The sequence below is a fragment of the Streptomyces sp. NPDC050534 genome, assembly GCF_044457745.1.
Lineage (GTDB): Bacteria > Actinomycetota > Actinomycetes > Streptomycetales > Streptomycetaceae > Streptomyces.
This window is the reverse complement of sequence record NZ_JBITHF010000007.1, coordinates 127,205-142,048: the sequence shown is the minus strand read 5'-3', so window position 1 is coordinate 142,048 and position 14,844 is coordinate 127,205. Positions and strand designations below refer to the sequence as shown.

Sequence of the window (14,844 nt, the reverse complement as noted above, 5' to 3'; positions counted from 1 at the left end):
GTACCGAGCCGGTCCAGGAGGCGTGGCTACGGCGTCTCCTGCGCCGCCTTGTCCAGCTGGAACGCCTCGTTGCCGAGCCCGATGCGGGCGTGCGCCTCGGGCGAGCGGGAGCGCAGGTAGAGGCCCTGGACCAGGCCCACGGCCAGGGCGAGCCCGATGATGCCGGGCAGCGCCCAGCTCAGCGTCGAGCCGGGGCCCGCGCCGACCAGGACGTCGAAGTCCTTGACCGTGTAGCCGGCGATCACCAGCAGCGCGACGGCCGCGAGCGCGGAGGTGACCAGGCGCCAGGACTGGGCGCCCGCGGCCCCGCGCCGGGCGAAGAAGACGATGACCGACACCGAGGCGGCCGCCATGAGCAGGATCACGCCGAGGGCGCCGACGTTGCCGAACCAGGTGAACAGGTGCAGGACCGGCGCGGTCGGGTCCCCGGCGGGCTTGTCGTCGGCGACCGCGAAGACGATCACGACCACCGCCGCCACGGCCGTCTGGAGCAGGGAACCGGTGCCGGGGGCGCCGCTGGAGCCGGTGGTCCGGCCGAAGGTGCGCGGGAGCAGGCCCTCGCGGCCCATCGCGAAGGTGTACCGGGCGACGACGTTGTGGAAGCTGAGCATGGCCGCGAACATGCCCGTCACGAACAGGATGTGCAGGACGTCGGTGAAGGCTCCGCCGAGCCGGGAGTCGGTCAGCGAGAAGAGCATGCCGGCGCTCTCCTTCTGCGCCACGCCGACGACCTTCGAGGGACCGGCGGCGACGGTCAGCGCCCAGCTGCTGACGGCGAAGAAGACGGCGACGCCGCCGACCGCGTAGAACATCACGCGCGGCACCAGGATGTGCGGCCGGCTGGTCTCCTCCGCGTACACGGGCGCCTGCTCGAAGCCGAGGAAGGCCGCGATGCAGAAGCACAGCGCGGTGCCCACGCCCGCGCCGCTGAGCGTGTCGGGGTTGAAGGCGTGCAGCGACAGGCCCTCGCCCGCCGGGTCGCCGATCGCCGCGACGTCGAAGATCACCACCAGGATCACCTCGACGACCAGCAGCACGCCGAGCACGCGCGCGTTGACGTCGATCTTCAGCCAGCCCAGCAGGCCGACGACCACGAGGGCCACCAGCGACGGTATCCACCAGGCGACCGAAAGGCCGGCGTACTTGTCCAGGAGCCCGGAGGTCTCGAAGCCGAAGATGCCGTAGATGCCCACCTGGAGGGCGTTGTAGGCGACCAGGGCCACCAGGGCCGCGCTCGCTCCGGCCGTGCCGCCGAGGCCGCGGGAGATGTAGGCGTAGAAGGCGCCCGCGTTGTGGACGTGCCGGCTCATCTCGGCGTAGCCGACGCTGAAGAGGATCAGGACCACGCCGAGGGCGACGAACAGCAGGGGCTGCCCGACGATGCCCATCACCGCGAATGTGGTGGGCATGACACCGGCGACCACCATGAGCGGGGCGGTCGCGGCGAGCACGGAGAGCAGCAGGCCCCCCGTGCCGAGACGGTCGGCGCGCAGGGCGCGCTCCTCGCCCAGATAGGTACTGATGCCGTCGGAGGTGGATCTGCTCGCGCTGGAACTGCCCGTGGTCATCGCGGGGACCGTCCTTCTGTCGGAGTCGGGAGTGTCATGCCGTGCCGAGCGCGGCGGCGCGAGCGGCACGGAAGGCGGAGTGCGGATCGCGGTCCGGGTACGACCACGGGGCGGGGGTGGCGTGCCCGCCGATGCGGTGGAAGAGGGCGGCCGCCTCGGCGCCCCGGCCCTCGCAGAACTTGGCGTGGGCGAGGAAGTTGAGGTCGACCAGGCGGCGCGGGTGGCCCTCGTGCTCCCACTCCAGCCACCAGTCGAAGGCGGCCTTCATCACCTGCCGGGCCCGGCGTCCGCTCCAGTGCCCCGAGGCCGCGGGGTCCGGGGACTCGTGCCCGGCGGCGGCGAGGACGCGGTAGCGCTCGGCGTGCGCGACGACGGGCAGGATGGCGAGCGGGGAATCGGCGGGGGCCTGTTCGGCGGCCCAGTTGGCGAAGTCGTAGACCTCGTGCAGCGGGTCCGGGCCCGCGCCGGGGTGCCGCTCGGCGAGGTGGGCGACCATCAGGTGGTGGGCGTGGTGGTGGTCGGGGTAGCGGCCGCGGACCTGGTCGAAGAGGCGTGCGGTGTCGTCGCCGGTGCCGGTCCCGCGCTCCAGCATGAGCAGGCCGAGCCACGGGGTGGGGTCCGCGGGCACGCGGGCCGCGGCCGCCCGGCAGGCCTCGCGGGCGCGCTCCGGCTTCTCCTTGCGGCGCAGGGCGCGCTGCACCAGGGCGACGGCGAGCAGCAGGGCCGCGTCGGTGGAGTCGGGCTCGGCGAGCAGCCAGTCGCGGGCCCACGCCTGCGCATAGGGCTCCAGCGCCAGCACCGTGACCCGGTGGCCGCGGCTTTCCCAGTCGTCGCCCGTCTGGACGAGCAGCGACCGGGCGGCCTGCCACCGGCCCTGGGCCAGCGCGGCGCGGGCCGCGTGGAGCCCGGCGTCGTCCAGCGCCGCGTCGAGGGCCTGGGCCGCGCGCTTGCGGCCCCGGCCGAGGGGTGGCGGGGGTGGAGACACCGCGGGAACGTCCTCACGCGACGCTGCTCGTCGCCTGATATCGATGTGCCGTCGACTGGTCACGCACAGCAAACCCGCAGCCATTGGTTCGCGTCAAGGGACGAAAGGGTGTTACACGCGTCAACTCCCGTGACGGGAGGGGCACTTACAACCGGACGGCGCACTGACGTTCCGAATATCCGTTTCAGGCATGTGGCGTACGCCATGGCGGAGCAGGTACGGGCGCCTCACCATGACGGGACGGCGAGGGGACGCTACAGTCACCCAAACGCACCCCGAGACCCCCCGACGATCGAGGTACGCGCGTGTCCGTTCTGGTTCTGATTCTCGCCGTGAGCGCGGCCTGCTGCCTCGGCCTCGGATTCGTGCTCCAGCAGAACGCGGCCCAGCGGGCGCCCCTCAGCGACTTCCTCTCGCCACGCCTGCTCTTCGACCTGATGCAGGTGCCGCGCTGGCTGGGCGGCATAGCCCTGATGGTGGCCGGCATGGTGCTCGGCGCGATCGCGCTGAGCCAGGGCGAGATCTCCCTGGTCGAGCCCCTCCTGGCCACCAACCTGCTGTTCGCGCTGGGCCTGTCCCGCATGCAGACCAGACAGTCGCTCGGCCGCCAGGGCTGGACGGGACTGGCCCTGCTCGCGGGCGGCGTCACCGCCTTCATCGTCGCGGGCGAGCCGCGCGGCGGCACCGCGGTCTCCGACCCCTTCCGGCACTGGCTGATCATCGGCGCCATGGTCGGGATCGCGCTCCTGCTGACCACCTACGCGAAGCGCTCGCGTCTGAGCGCCGCCCCGGTCCTCCTGGCCGTCGCGGCGGGTCTCCTGTACGGCGTCCAGGACGCCCTCACCCGGATCAGCGGCCAGCGCTTCTCCGAGGGCGGCCTGACCGAGCTGGTCACCACCTGGCAGCCGTACGGCGTCGCCGTCATCGGCGTCACCGGCCTGATCCTGGTCCAGAGCGCCTTCGAGACCGCGCCGCTGCGCATGTCGCTGCCCGCCCTCACCGCCGCCCAGCCCCTCGCCGGCATCGCCTGCGGGGTCGGCTTCCTCGGCGACCGGCTGCGCACCGACGCGGGCGCCCTCGCCTGGGAGGCGGCCGGACTCGCCGCGATCGTCGGCGGCATCGTCCTGCTGGGCCTGCACCCGTGCATGCCCAGCGGCGCGGCCCGGCCGGAGCGGGTCCGGGACCTCCAGCCGAACTGAGACGGCCCTGCTTGGATGGCCGTATGACGAGCCCCGCAGACGAGATCCTCGACATCGTCGACGAGCACGACCAGGTCGTCCGGCAGTCCCCGCGCGGCGAGGCGTACGCCCGGGGCCTGCGCCACCGCTGTGTGTTCATCGAGGCCAGGGACGCGCAGGACCGCCTCTTCGTCCACCGCCGCACCCCGACCAAGCTGGTCTTCCCCTCCCGCTACGACATGTTCGTCGGCGGCGTGGTCGGCGCGGGCGAGTCCTACGACGACGCGGCGCTGCGCGAGGCCGAGGAGGAACTCGGCGTCTCCGGCCTCCCGCGCCCGCGCTTCCGCTTCAAGTTCCTCTACGACGACGGCTCCGGCCACAGCTGGTGGTCGGCGGTGTACGAGGTGCGCTGCGAGCTGCCGGTCAGCCCGCAGGCCGAGGAGGTGGCCTGGCACGACTTCCTGCCGGAGGCGGAGGTGGAGAGGCGTCTGGCGGAGTGGGACTGGGTGCCGGACGGGCTGGCCGCGTACCGGCGCCTGAAGGCGTTCCGGTCCGCCGGATAAAGTCCTTCGCGTGATCGCATTCGTACGGAACGTCCGCCTGTGGTTCGCGCCCGAGGACGTGCGCGAGGAGGGCAGCACGCCCGACTACCGCTTCTCGCTGGCGAACGAGCGCACCTTCCTGGCCTGGGTGCGCACCGCGCTCGCCCTGATCGGCGGCGGCTTCGCGGTGGACCAGTTCCTGCCCGACCTGCGCTGGGCCTGGCGCGCCGGGCTGGCGCTGGCGCTGCTCGGCGCGGGCGCGCTGTGCTCCCTGCGTGCGGTCAACCACTGGATGCGCTGCGAACGGGCGATGCGCCGCGGGGAGGATCTGCCGGTCTCCCGGTTCCCGGCGGTGCTGAGCGTCGTGGTCGCCGTGGTGGCCGTCGCGATGGTCGTGGTGGTGCTCGTCGGGTGGGAGGGATGAGCGCCGGCGCCGAGCGCGACCCCGGCCTCCAGCCGGAGCGCACCCGCCTGGCCTGGCGGCGTACGACGCTGGCGAGCACCGTCGCCGCCGTGCTCGCCGCGAAGACCGCCCTGCACGGCGGTGCCTCCGCGGCGGGGGTCGTCGCCTGCGCGGTGATCTGCGGCCTGTGGGTCGGCTTCCTGCTCGTGGCGCACCGGCGCATCGGTGCCCTGGCCGCGGCCGGCAGCCCCCGGGCCCTCACCCCGCGGCACGCCATGGCCGCGACCCTGTGCATGGTGGCGATGGCGGTGTGCGGCGTGGCACTCGTCCTCTGACCGGCGACCACGCCCCTGCGGTTCGGCAGCGCCCGGAGGGGCGCGGGCGGCACTGCCGGCGGACGCTCAGCGGGCCGGTTCCGGGACCGTCACCACGATCTTGCCGCGTGTGCGGCCCTCCTGGCTGAGCCGGTGCGCCTCCGCCGCCCGCTCCAGCGGGAACGTCCGGGACACGTGGACGGTGAGAGCGCCCTGTTCCACGAGTTCGGTCAGGTGCAGCAGGTCCTGCGCGTCCGGGCGGACCCAGCAGTACAGGCCGCCGTAGCCGGTGACGTCGCCGTCGGCGATCGACGCCAGGCGGCCCTCCGGCGCGAGCAGGCCGGCCGAGACCTTCAGGGCGTCACCGCCGACCGTGTCGAAGACGGCGTGCACGCCCTCGGGGGCCAGCCCGCGCACCCGCTCGGCCAGCCCGTCGCCGTACTCCACCGGTTCGCAGCCGAGCCCGCGGAGGAAGTCGTGGTTGCGCTCGCTCGCCGTGCCGATCGGCCGGCCGCCGAGATGCCGGACCAGCTGGACGGCGATGGAGCCGACGCCGCCCGCGGCCGCGTGCACCAGCACGGTCTCGCCCCGCCTGACCTGGAGCGCCTTGACGAGCACCTGGTAGGCGGTGAGTCCCGCCAGCGGCAGCCCGGCGGCCTCCTCGAAAGACAGGTTGCGCGGCTTGCGGGCGAGGGTGCGCACGGGGGCGGCGACGTACTGGGCGAAGGTGCCGCGCGAGAGGAAGTCCTCCCGCACGTACCCGATGACCTCCTCCCCGGCGGTGAACTCCCGCACGGAGACGCCCGGCCGCACCACCACACCGGACACGTCCCAGCCGGGGACCACCGGGAAGACGGCGTCCACCATCGCGTCGAGATGTCCCTCGCGGCACTTCCAGTCGACGGGATTGACGGCGGCCGCACGGACCTCGACCAGTACCGCGTCGGGACCGACCTTCGGGTCGCGCACCTCGCCGTACTCGAGCACGTCGGGTCCGCCGTACCGGCTGTAACTGATGCCCTTCATGCCACCGACCCTCCGGGGTCCCCCGGCGCCACGCAACCGGGATGCCTTGATATGCGGCGAATGCGTGGCAGCCTGTGCGTCGTCATCACCCCCGTACCCCTGAAGGCGAGCACGATGACCACCGATCACCGGGAACACGCCTCCCACGCACACGACCACGGTCCGGGCTGCGGCCACACGGAGGTGCCGCACGGCGACCACGTCGACTACGCGCACGGCGGCCATCTGCACCGGGAGCACGGCGGCCACTGGGACGAGTGCGAGGCCGAGGGGCATGTCCCGCACGAGGGCCACGACCACCGGCACGGCGAGGGCTGCGGCCACGAGAGCATCCTGCACGGCGACCACGTCGACTACCTCCACGACGGTCACCGGCACGCCGCGCACGACGGCCACTGGGACGACCACTGACGCCGCCCGACAGCCACTGACGGCCACCGGCGCCCGGCCGGGCGGCCCCGCGACAGCTCCCCGCGGCACCGCGCGGGGAGCTGTCGGCCTATCGTGGCCCGGATCACGTTCGCCTCCCGCACTGGACGGCATACCGACCGGTCGGCATCATTGGTCGGGACACGTTCACACGCCCGCGAAGGAGCACCGATGAGCCCCGACCACCCGCCAGGTCTCGATCTCGACCGGCTGCGCGGCCTGCTCGACCAGGAGCGGCCCGGTCTGGTGCAGGGCCCCCTGACCGGCCGGCTGATCGAGGGCGGACGGTCGAACCTCACGTACTCGGTCTCGGACGGCACGTCCCGGTGGGTCGTACGGCGGCCCCCGCTCGGCCATGTGCTGGCCACCGCGCACGACATGAAGCGCGAGCACCGCGTGATCAGCGCGCTGCACCCGACGGACGTCCCGGTGCCGCGCCCGATCCTGCTGTGCGAGGACGAGCAGGTGCTCGGGTCCCCGTTCTACGTCATGGAGTTCGTGGAGGGCACCCCGTACCGCACCGCCGACCAGCTCGCCCCCCTCGGCCCGGAGCGCACCCGGGACGCCGTGCTCTCCCTGGTGGACACCCTGGTCGAGCTGCACGCGGTGGACCCCGCCGAGGTGGGCCTCGCCGACTTCGGCCGCCCCGAGGGCTTCCTGGACCGGCAGCTGCGCCGCTGGGGCAAGCAGCTGGACGCCTCCCGCAACCGCGAACTGGCCGGCATCGACGAGCTGCAGGCGACGCTCGGCCGGCACCTGCCCCAGTCCCCCGCGCCCGCCGTGGTGCACGGCGACTACCGGCTCGACAACGTCCTGATCGGTGACGACGACCGGATCAAGGCGATCCTCGACTGGGAGATGTCCACGCTCGGCGACCCGCTCACCGACCTCGGCCTGCTGGTGATGTACAGCATGCCCCTGGGACTGCCGAAGTCCCCCGTCTCCACCACGGCCGAGGCCCCCGGGCACCCGGACCCGGCCGAGCTGATCGAGCGGTACGCCGCGCGCTCGGGGCGCGACGTCTCCGCGGTCTCCTGGTACACGGCGTTCGCCTGGTTCAAGCTGGCCGTGATCCTGGAGGGCATCCACTACCGCTACACCCTGGGCCAGACGGTCGGCCGCGGCTTCGACCGCATCGGTGACCTGGTGCCCGTCTTCATCGAGCACGGCCTGACCACTCTTCAGGAAGGCTGATCAGTCATGGACTTCGCGTTCGACGCACGCACCGAGGAGCTGCGCGCCAAACTCCTCGCCTTCATGGACGAGTACGTCTACCCGGCCGAGGCGGTGGCCGAGGAGCAGCGGGCCGCGCTGGCGTCCCCGTGGGACACCCCGGCCGTGGTGGAGGAGCTCAAGGCGGAGGCGCGCAGGCAGGGTCTGTGGAACCTGTTCCTGCCGGACGCCGAGCACGGCGCCGGCCTGACCAACCTCCAGTACGCACCGCTGGCCGAGATCACCGGCCGCAGCCCGCAGCTGGCGCCGACGGCCACCAACTGCGCGGCGCCCGACACCGGCAACATGGAGGTGCTCGCACAGTTCGGTGACGAGCGGCAGAAGAAGCAGTGGCTGGAGCCGCTGCTCGCCGGTGAGATCCGGTCGGCGTTCGCCATGACCGAGCCGGAGGTGGCGTCGTCCGACGCCACGAACATCACCACGCACATCGAGCGCGACGGCGACGACTACGTCGTCACCGGCCGCAAGTGGTACATCTCCGGGGCGATGAACCCGGACTGCAAGATCTTCATCGTGATGGGCAAGACGGACCCGGACGGCGCGGACATCCGCCGCCAGCAGTCCATGGTCCTGGTCCCGCGGGACACCCCGGGTGTCACGGTGAAGCGCGCCATGCAGGTGTTCGGCTACGAGGACCACTACCACGGCGGCCACGCCGAGGTGATCTTCGACCACGCGCGCGTGCCCGTCTCCAGCCTGATCGGCGAGGAGGGCGGCGGCTTCGCCATCGCCCAGGCCCGCCTCGGTCCGGGCCGCATCCACCACTGCATGCGACTGATCGGCATGGCGGAGCGGGCCATCGAGCTGATGTGCCGCCGGGCCGTCTCGCGCAACGCCTTCGGCAAGGCGCTCGCCCAGCAGGGCGTGGTGCAGAACTGGATCGCGGACGCGCGCGTGGCGGTCGAGCAGCTGCGCCTGCTGGTGCTGAAGACGGCCTGGATGATGGACACCGTGGGCAACAGGGGCGCCCACACCGAGATCCAGGCCATCAAGATCGCCACGCCCCGCACGGTCGTGGACATCCTCGACCGCGCGATCCAGCTGCACGGCGCGGGCGGCCTCAGCCAGGACTTCCCCCTCGCCGAGCTGTACGCCGCCGCCCGCACCCTGATGCTGGCCGACGGCCCGGACGAGGTGCACCAGCGGTCGCTGGCACGGCGGGAGCTGAAGAAGTACCTGTAGGGCACGGGGGTAAGGGGCGGTCGCCGCGGCGACCGCCCCTTACTTCCGCACTTCCAGACTTCTGCGCCACCTACGGGCGCAGCGCCCGCAGCAGCAGGTCCGCCAGGTGGTCGGCGACCTCCTGCGGGCCCATCGGGCCGTCCGGGCGGTACCAGGTGGACAGGTGGTGGACGGAGCCGAAGTGGTAGTCCACGACCAGGTCGGCCGGGGTCGCCTTGGAGAAGACGCCCGTCTGCTGGCCCTCCTCCACCAGCGCACGGAAGCGCTCGTGGTAGCGCCGGCGCTCCGCGCGCACCTGCTTGTTCTTCTCCGGGCTGAGATGGTGCATGGAGCGGAAGAAGATCATCGCGTCGTCTAGGTTCTCGATCGTGGTGACGACGACGTCGGCCGCCGCGCCCCGCAGCCGCTTCTCGATCGGCTCGTCCGCGTCCGCGAAGGCGTCGAGCCGCTCCTGCTGCACGCGCAGCACGCGCGCGTACACCTCGTGCAGGAGGTCGTCCTTGGAGCCGAAGTAGTGGTACAGCGCCCCCTTGGTGACGCCGGCCGCCTCGACGATCTCCTGCACGGAGGTGCGGTCGTAGCCTTGCTCGGCGAAGAGCCGGGTGGCGGCGGCCAGCAGCCGCTGCGGGACGGGCGTGCCGTCACCGTCCGTCGTCCTGGGCACTGTGCCGCCACCTGCCTTCCGGGCTTTCTGCAGTTCTCGACGTACTTATTCGCTGTGCTGCGGGCGGGAACGGAGCTCCCGACGGAGGATCTTCCCACTGGCCGTCTTCGGCAAGTCGGGCAGGATCTCCACCTGCCGCGGGTATTTGTAGGCAGCCAGTCTCTCCTTGCAGTACATCGCGAGTTCACCGGGGTCCGTATCCGTTCCCGGCCGGAGGCTGATGTACGCCTTGACGGTCTCGCCTCGGTAGCCGTCGGGCACGCCGACGACGGCCGCCTCGCGCACCGCCGGATGCGTGTACAGCACGTCCTCGACCTCGCGCGGCCACACCTTGAAGCCGGACGCGTTGATCATGTCCTTCTTGCGGTCGACGACGTACAGCCAGCCCTGCTCGTCCATGAACCCGATGTCGCCGGTGCGCAGCTCGCCGCCCGGAAACGTTTCGGCTGTCGCGTCGGGCCGCCGCCAGTAACCGGGCACGACCTGCGGCCCGCGCACGACGATCTCGCCCTGCTCGCCGAAGGGCAGCTCCTGCCCCTGGTCGTCGACGATCCGCACGACCGTCTCGGGCCCCGGCAGGCCCACGGCCAGCGTCCCCGAGACCGGGTCGACGGGCGCCTCCAGGCCGGGCGGGACGGAGGCGCAGGGCGCGGTGCACTCGGTCAGGCCGTAGCCGTTGCGGATGTACGGCCCGAAGCCCGCCCGGAACTTCTCCACCAGGGCCGGCGGGAGCGGCGCGCCGCCGCTGGAGATGACCACGAAGGAGGAGAAGTGGTCCGGGAGTACGTCCGGGTGCGCGGCCAGCGCCATGAAGGCCGTGGACGGACCCACCGTGTAGTGCGGCCGGTGCTCGGCGAACGCATCCAGCACGACGCCCGGTTCGAAGCGGTACGTCAGCACGAGCGTCCCCGCGCTGTTGAGGCACGCCCCGAGCTGGCACACCATCCCGGTGATGTGGAACAGCGGCGCCAGCGCGTAGTAGACGGGCGCGTCCGGCAGGCCGAGGCCCGTCCGCTGCCGCTCGGCGTTGTACATGATGTTGCCGTGCGTGTTGGTGGCGCCCTTGGGGGTGCCGCTGGTGCCGGAGGTGTAGCTGATCAGCGCGATGTCCGACGGGCCGGGTTCGCGACCCTCGGGCGCCTCGTAGCCGGCCCGGGCCACGGTGGTCAGGTCGGCGGCGTCCGCGGCCTGCGGCTGCCGCTCGAAGGTCAGCACGCGCGCGTCGCCGCGCGTCTGGAAGTCCAGCTCGCACCCGGTCAGCACGATCCGCACCGGCGAGTCGGCGGCCGTCTCGCGCAGATACGTCTCCCAGGCGCGGTCCGAGCAGATCAGCGCGGCCACCTCGCCGTCCCGCAGGACGTGTCCCACCTCCCCCGACTTGTACATGGGGTTGACGGGCACCACGGTCGCGCCGGCCTTCCACGCGCCCAGCAGGGCGAGGACGAACTGCGGGGAGTTCTGCAGCAGGATCGCCACCCGGTCGCCGCGCTCCAGTCCGCGGGCGGCCAGGTGCCCGGCGACCGAGTCGCTCAGCTCGTCGGCCTCGCGGTAGCTCAGCCGCCCGTCGAAGTAGGCGAGGAAGTCCCGCTCGGGGGCCTCGGCGGCGACCCGCCGCAGGGAGTGCACCAGGGAGCGGTCGGGCCGGATCGGCGCGCGCTGGGCGTCGCTCAGCAGGGCCACCCAGGGCCTGGCCTCGTATCGGGAGCCCGTCATCGCACCTCCTCCCACTTCTGCTGAAGGTGGTTCATGCCGGTCAGCCAGCGGTCCGGCTCGGCGGCCCGGGCCTGGTAGTACGCGGCGACCTCGGGGTGCGGCAGGATCAGGAACCGGTCCTCGTCGATGCCCTTGAACAGGGCGTCCGCGACGTCGGAGGGCTCGACCGCGGTCGGCTTGAGCACCAGGTCGCCCGCGGCGCCGGTGGCGGCCAGCATGTCGGTGCGGACGCCCTGCGGGCAGATCGCGTGCACCTTGATCCCGCGGTGGCGGTAGGTCAGCGACAGCCACTCGGCGAAGGCGTAGGCCCCGTGCTTGGTGACGCTGTAGGAGGGCGCGCCGATCATCGTGAGCAGCCCGGCGGCGGAGACGGTCGAGACGAACCGTCCGCTCCCGCGCTCCAGCCAGGCGGGCAGCAACCGGTCCGCGGCACGGACGTGCGCCATCACGTTGACGTCCCAGGAGGTCGCCCACGACTTCTCGTCGGCGGACAGCCCCTGGGCCCCGTCCTCGAAGGCGACCCCGGCGTTGGCGCAGTACACGTCGACGGTGCCGCCCAGCGCGTCCCGCGCCGCGGCCACGATCTCGGAGGCGTCGCCGGGCACCGCGATGCCCCCGATCTCGTCGGCGACGGCCGCGGCCCGGGCCCCGTCGAGGTCGTTCACGACGACCCGGGCCCCCTCGGCGGCGTACCGCCGCGCGATCGCGGCCCCGATCCCACCCCCGGCCCCCGTGACGACGACACCAGCACCTCGAACGGCTTCCACCATCGGTCTCCTTCGGCAAGGCTCGGCTCCAGCACCCCCGCGACGGTCAGACTAACCGGTCGGTATGTATCAAGAAAGGGGGGCCGGGAAGGTGTTTGGGGGCGCGGGGAGCTGGGCGACGAGCCACGACCGACCCGCACCTTCCCCACAACCCGCGGGAGCAATACCTTGCACCCCATGCGCCTATCCAGACGAGCTCTCCTCGCAGCGACAACGGCAGCAGCATCCTTCACCGCAGCACCTCCGGCCACCGCCGCCGACCGCGACCGCCACAGACAACTGCGCACCGGCTTCGAGAACCTCAGGGCAAGCGCCTACGCGCCCCTGCGGGGACAACGCGTGGGCATCGTCACCAACCCCACCGGCGTCACCCGGGACGTCCGCCACATCGTCGACGTCATGCACGCGGACCCCCGCGTCGAGCTGACGGCCGTCTTCGGCCCCGAACACGGCTTCCGCGGCACCGCCCAGGCCGGCGGCTCCGAGGGCCGCTACGACGATCCCGCCACCGGTCTGCCCGTCTACGACACGTACCTCAAGAGCGGTCAGGCCCTCGCCGACGTCTTCACCACCGCCGGCGTCGACACGGTCGTCTTCGACATCCAGGACGCCGGTGCCCGCTTCTACACGTACATCTGGACGCTGTACGACTGCATGGAGGCGGCCGCGCTGGCGGGCAGGCGCTTCGTGGTGCTGGACCGGCCCAACCCGGTGACCGGGCGGTCGGCCCAGGGCCCGGTGCTGCACAAGGAGTTCGCGACCTTCGTGGGCAGGCAGCCGATCTCCCAGGCGCACGGCATGACCGTGTGCGAGCTGGCCCGGCTGTTCAACGGGGAGTTCCTGAGCGCGCCCGTCCCGCTGGAGACCGTCCTGATGACGGGCTGGAGGCGCGCGGAGTTCTACGACGCCTCCGCCCTCCCGTGGGTGCCGCCGAGTCCCAACATGCCCACTCCGGACACGGCGTTGGTCTACTCGGGGACGTGCATGTTCGAGGGCACGAACCTGTCGGAGGGGCGCGGCACGACCCGGCCCTTCGAACTCCTCGGCGCGGACGGCATCGACGGCCGCTGGGCCGCCGCGGCGAACGAACTCCACCTCCCCGGCGTGCACTTCAGGGAGGCGTACTTCGCGCCGACGTTCTCCAAGTTCCAGGGCAAGACGGTCGGCGGGGTGCAGATCCATGTGGACGACCGCGCGGCGTACGACCCCGTGCGCACCGGCGTCGCGCTGCTGGTGACCGCCAAGAGGGTGTGGAGCGGCTTCGCCTGGCGGTCCGACAACTGGATCGACAAGCTGACGGGCTCCACCCACGTGCGCACGGCGATCGACGCCGGGGCGAGCACGGACGAGGTGGTGGCGGGCTGGCAGGAGGAACTGACCGCTTTCCGCCGCATTCGAAAGGATTACCTCCTCTACAAGTGAGTCGTGACGTATGGCCAACCTCGCCCGCCGGCAGGACGATGCGCCCACCACGCATCGCTACGGGGGTCGAGGGGGCCTGTCATGGCACAGCCGCAGATGAGTGTGACTCCCTACTGGGAGCTGACCTTCGACGCGGACGGGGACGTCGACGGCCGGGAGCGGGACACGCTGCTGGGCGAGGTCACCCGCCGCGGCGTCCGCGACCTGATCGTCTTCGCGCACGGCTGGAACAACGACCGTTCGGGCGCCACCGCGCTGTACCGGCGGTTCTTCGCGCCGATACCGGACCTCGTGCCGAACGCGAAGATCGGATACGTGGGCGTGATCTGGCCGTCGATGCGCTTCAGCGACGAACCGATCCCCCACTTCCCCAAGTCCGTGGTGGCCACGGAGGCGGAGGCCGTGCCGGGCCCCTCTCTCGACAAGGACACCCGGCACGCGCTGCTGGAGACCTTCCCCGGCCGGGCCACCGTGGTCGACCAGATCGCGCGGATGCTGGACCAGCGGCCGGAGAACGAGATCGAGGAGTTCGGGCGGCTGGTGCGGCTGCTGGTGGAGGTCGTGCCGGGCGGCCCGCAGCCCCTGTTCGCGGCGGACACGCTCTGCGAGGGCGTGCCGCAGAGTGATCCGGTGCTGTTCACCGGGGACGCCGCGACGCTCTGCGACGAGTTCGCCCAGGCGCTGGCGGCCCTGCGATCCGGCGGTGACACCGCGGAGTTCGGTCTGCCGAACCCCTGGGACGGGGCGAAGGAACTGCTGCGGCAAGCCACGTACTACGCGATGAAGCGGCGCGCCGGCACCGTCGGCGAGCGTGGACTCGGGCCCCTGGTCGGGCAGTTGGCCGGCGCGGCGCCCTCGGTGCGGGTGCATCTCGTCGGGCACAGCTTCGGTGGCCGGCTGGTGTCGTTCGCGCTGCGCGGCCTGCCAAACGGCATCCGCTCGGTGAAGTCCGTGACGCTGCTCCAAGGCGCCTTCTCGCACTACGCGTTCGCGGCCCGGCTGCCGCACGACCCGCACGCGGGCGGCGTGCTCCAGGGTCAGCAGAACCGTGTCGACGGCCCGCTGGTGTGCTGCTTCTCCCACTTCGACTCGGCGCTCGGCACGATCTATCCGCTGGCCTCGCGCATGGCGGACGACGCGCAGGGGGTGATCGGGGGCTTCGGCCTCACGGACCTGCTGGGCGCCCGGTGGGGGGCGATGGGGCACGACGGCGTGCAGGCGGTGACCGGCACGCGCGCGTACAAGCTCGCCGACGCGCTGGAGGCGACGCTGCCGGCGTCGGGCTGCGTCAACGTGGACGCCGCGACCGTGGTGCGGACGGGCGGGCCGCCCGCCGGTGCGCACAGCGACATCGCACACCCGGAACTGGCCCGGATGGTGCTGGCGGCGGGCCGCATCCGCTGACCCGCCGCCGCTCC

Annotated in this window: 15 protein-coding genes; 9 read left to right on the top strand and 6 right to left on the bottom strand. The window is 72.4% G+C overall.

All coding sequences use genetic code 11. The features are described from left to right. Nucleotides 1-26: 26 nt before the first annotated feature. Both ACIBN2_RS23530 and ACIBN2_RS23525 read right to left on the bottom strand, forming a co-directional pair. On the bottom strand, nucleotides 27-1,568 hold the full coding sequence (locus ACIBN2_RS23530; RefSeq protein ID WP_399136919.1) for an APC family permease: 1,542 nt from the start codon (nucleotides 1,566-1,568) through the stop codon (nucleotides 27-29). A 34-nt stretch (nucleotides 1,569-1,602) separates the two neighbouring features. Further along, nucleotides 1,603-2,553, bottom strand: a complete 951-nt coding sequence (locus ACIBN2_RS23525; protein ID WP_399136917.1) for a hypothetical protein — start codon at nucleotides 2,551-2,553, stop codon at nucleotides 1,603-1,605. 305 nt (nucleotides 2,554-2,858) lie between these two features. Between ACIBN2_RS23525 and ACIBN2_RS23520 the strand changes: the two genes are divergently transcribed. The 4 genes from ACIBN2_RS23520 to ACIBN2_RS23505 are packed head-to-tail and all read left to right on the top strand — an operon-like array spanning nucleotide 2,859 to nucleotide 5,011. Further along, nucleotides 2,859-3,752 carry a DMT family transporter gene (locus tag ACIBN2_RS23520; protein WP_399136915.1) on the top strand — a complete coding sequence of 298 codons (894 nt, stop codon included), beginning with the start codon at nucleotides 2,859-2,861 and terminating at the stop codon, nucleotides 3,750-3,752. Nucleotides 3,753-3,775: 23 nt separating this feature from the next. Further along, complete coding sequence (locus ACIBN2_RS23515; protein ID WP_399136913.1) at nucleotides 3,776-4,294, top strand: NUDIX hydrolase; 519 nt, start codon at nucleotides 3,776-3,778, stop codon at nucleotides 4,292-4,294. 10 nt (nucleotides 4,295-4,304) lie between these two features. After that, nucleotides 4,305-4,697: a YidH family protein gene (locus ACIBN2_RS23510; protein WP_399136911.1), complete on the top strand. Its 393-nt coding sequence runs from the start codon at nucleotides 4,305-4,307 to the stop codon at nucleotides 4,695-4,697. Then, complete coding sequence (locus ACIBN2_RS23505) at nucleotides 4,694-5,011, top strand: DUF202 domain-containing protein (RefSeq protein ID WP_399136910.1); 318 nt, start codon at nucleotides 4,694-4,696, stop codon at nucleotides 5,009-5,011. The genes ACIBN2_RS23510 and ACIBN2_RS23505 overlap by 4 nt, the downstream gene beginning before the upstream one ends. 66 nt (nucleotides 5,012-5,077) lie before the next feature. On the opposite strand, the gene ACIBN2_RS23500 is transcribed toward ACIBN2_RS23505, so the two are convergent. Then, the gene (locus ACIBN2_RS23500) at nucleotides 5,078-6,016 is read right to left on the bottom strand and encodes an NADP-dependent oxidoreductase (RefSeq protein WP_399136909.1); all 939 of its coding nucleotides are present in this window, start codon (nucleotides 6,014-6,016) and stop codon (nucleotides 5,078-5,080) included. A 114-nt stretch (nucleotides 6,017-6,130) separates the two neighbouring features. On the opposite strand from ACIBN2_RS23500, the gene ACIBN2_RS23495 reads away from it, so the two are divergent. The 3 genes from ACIBN2_RS23495 to ACIBN2_RS23485 all read left to right on the top strand — a co-directional run bounded on the left by ACIBN2_RS23495 (nucleotide 6,131) and on the right by ACIBN2_RS23485 (nucleotide 8,860). Then, entirely contained in the window at nucleotides 6,131-6,427 is a 297-nt protein-coding gene (locus tag ACIBN2_RS23495; RefSeq protein WP_399136907.1) for a hypothetical protein, read from the top strand. A gap of 189 nt (nucleotides 6,428-6,616) precedes the next feature. Beyond that, nucleotides 6,617-7,639: a phosphotransferase family protein gene (locus tag ACIBN2_RS23490; RefSeq protein WP_399136905.1), complete on the top strand. Its 1,023-nt coding sequence runs from the start codon at nucleotides 6,617-6,619 to the stop codon at nucleotides 7,637-7,639. 6 nt (nucleotides 7,640-7,645) lie between these two features. After that, a complete protein-coding gene (locus tag ACIBN2_RS23485; protein WP_399136903.1) occupies nucleotides 7,646-8,860 on the top strand; it encodes an acyl-CoA dehydrogenase family protein in 1,215 nt (404 codons plus the stop codon). Between the two features lie 70 nt (nucleotides 8,861-8,930). Here ACIBN2_RS23485 and ACIBN2_RS23480 read toward each other — a convergent pair whose 3' ends face one another. From ACIBN2_RS23480 to ACIBN2_RS23470, 3 genes are read right to left on the bottom strand one after another with little or no spacing between them, the layout of a single operon-like run. Further along, nucleotides 8,931-9,524, bottom strand: coding sequence for a TetR/AcrR family transcriptional regulator (locus ACIBN2_RS23480; protein WP_399136901.1), 594 nt, complete (start codon nucleotides 9,522-9,524; stop codon nucleotides 8,931-8,933). A 45-nt stretch (nucleotides 9,525-9,569) separates the two neighbouring features. After that, on the bottom strand, nucleotides 9,570-11,237 hold the full coding sequence (locus ACIBN2_RS23475) for a class I adenylate-forming enzyme family protein (RefSeq protein WP_399136900.1): 1,668 nt from the start codon (nucleotides 11,235-11,237) through the stop codon (nucleotides 9,570-9,572). Continuing rightward, a complete protein-coding gene (locus ACIBN2_RS23470; protein WP_399136898.1) occupies nucleotides 11,234-12,007 on the bottom strand; it encodes an SDR family oxidoreductase in 774 nt (257 codons plus the stop codon). The genes ACIBN2_RS23475 and ACIBN2_RS23470 overlap by 4 nt, the downstream gene beginning before the upstream one ends. Nucleotides 12,008-12,181: 174 nt before the next feature. Between ACIBN2_RS23470 and ACIBN2_RS23465 the strand changes: the two genes are divergently transcribed. Both ACIBN2_RS23465 and ACIBN2_RS23460 read left to right on the top strand, forming a co-directional pair. Next, on the top strand, nucleotides 12,182-13,426 hold the full coding sequence (locus ACIBN2_RS23465; RefSeq protein ID WP_399136896.1) for an exo-beta-N-acetylmuramidase NamZ domain-containing protein: 1,245 nt from the start codon (nucleotides 12,182-12,184) through the stop codon (nucleotides 13,424-13,426). Between the two features lie 81 nt (nucleotides 13,427-13,507). Beyond that, nucleotides 13,508-14,830 (top strand): serine-threonine protein kinase, encoded by a 1,323-nt coding sequence (locus tag ACIBN2_RS23460; RefSeq protein WP_399136894.1) that lies wholly within the window; start codon nucleotides 13,508-13,510, stop codon nucleotides 14,828-14,830. Nucleotides 14,831-14,844: the final 14 nt, after the last annotated feature.

What these genes read in the sequence shown, in the direction of transcription:
- ACIBN2_RS23485 (WP_399136903.1), top strand. Translation starts at nt 7,646, where the DNA reads ATGGACTTCGCGTTCGACGCACGCACCGAGGAGCTGCGCGCCAAACTC.
- ACIBN2_RS23465 (WP_399136896.1), top strand. Translation starts at nt 12,182, where the DNA reads ATGCGCCTATCCAGACGAGCTCTCCTCGCAGCGACAACGGCAGCAGCA.
- ACIBN2_RS23475 (WP_399136900.1), bottom strand. Translation starts at nt 11,237, where the DNA reads ATGACGGGCTCCCGATACGAGGCCAGGCCCTGGGTGGCCCTGCTGAGC.
- ACIBN2_RS23490 (WP_399136905.1), top strand. Translation starts at nt 6,617, where the DNA reads ATGAGCCCCGACCACCCGCCAGGTCTCGATCTCGACCGGCTGCGCGGC.
- ACIBN2_RS23460 (WP_399136894.1), top strand. Translation starts at nt 13,508, where the DNA reads ATGGCACAGCCGCAGATGAGTGTGACTCCCTACTGGGAGCTGACCTTC.
- ACIBN2_RS23530 (WP_399136919.1), bottom strand. Translation starts at nt 1,568, where the DNA reads ATGACCACGGGCAGTTCCAGCGCGAGCAGATCCACCTCCGACGGCATC.
- ACIBN2_RS23495 (WP_399136907.1), top strand. Translation starts at nt 6,131, where the DNA reads ATGACCACCGATCACCGGGAACACGCCTCCCACGCACACGACCACGGT.
- ACIBN2_RS23500 (WP_399136909.1), bottom strand. Translation starts at nt 6,016, where the DNA reads ATGAAGGGCATCAGTTACAGCCGGTACGGCGGACCCGACGTGCTCGAG.
- ACIBN2_RS23515 (WP_399136913.1), top strand. Translation starts at nt 3,776, where the DNA reads ATGACGAGCCCCGCAGACGAGATCCTCGACATCGTCGACGAGCACGAC.
- ACIBN2_RS23470 (WP_399136898.1), bottom strand. Translation starts at nt 12,007, where the DNA reads ATGGTGGAAGCCGTTCGAGGTGCTGGTGTCGTCGTCACGGGGGCCGGG.
- ACIBN2_RS23505 (WP_399136910.1), top strand. Translation starts at nt 4,694, where the DNA reads ATGAGCGCCGGCGCCGAGCGCGACCCCGGCCTCCAGCCGGAGCGCACC.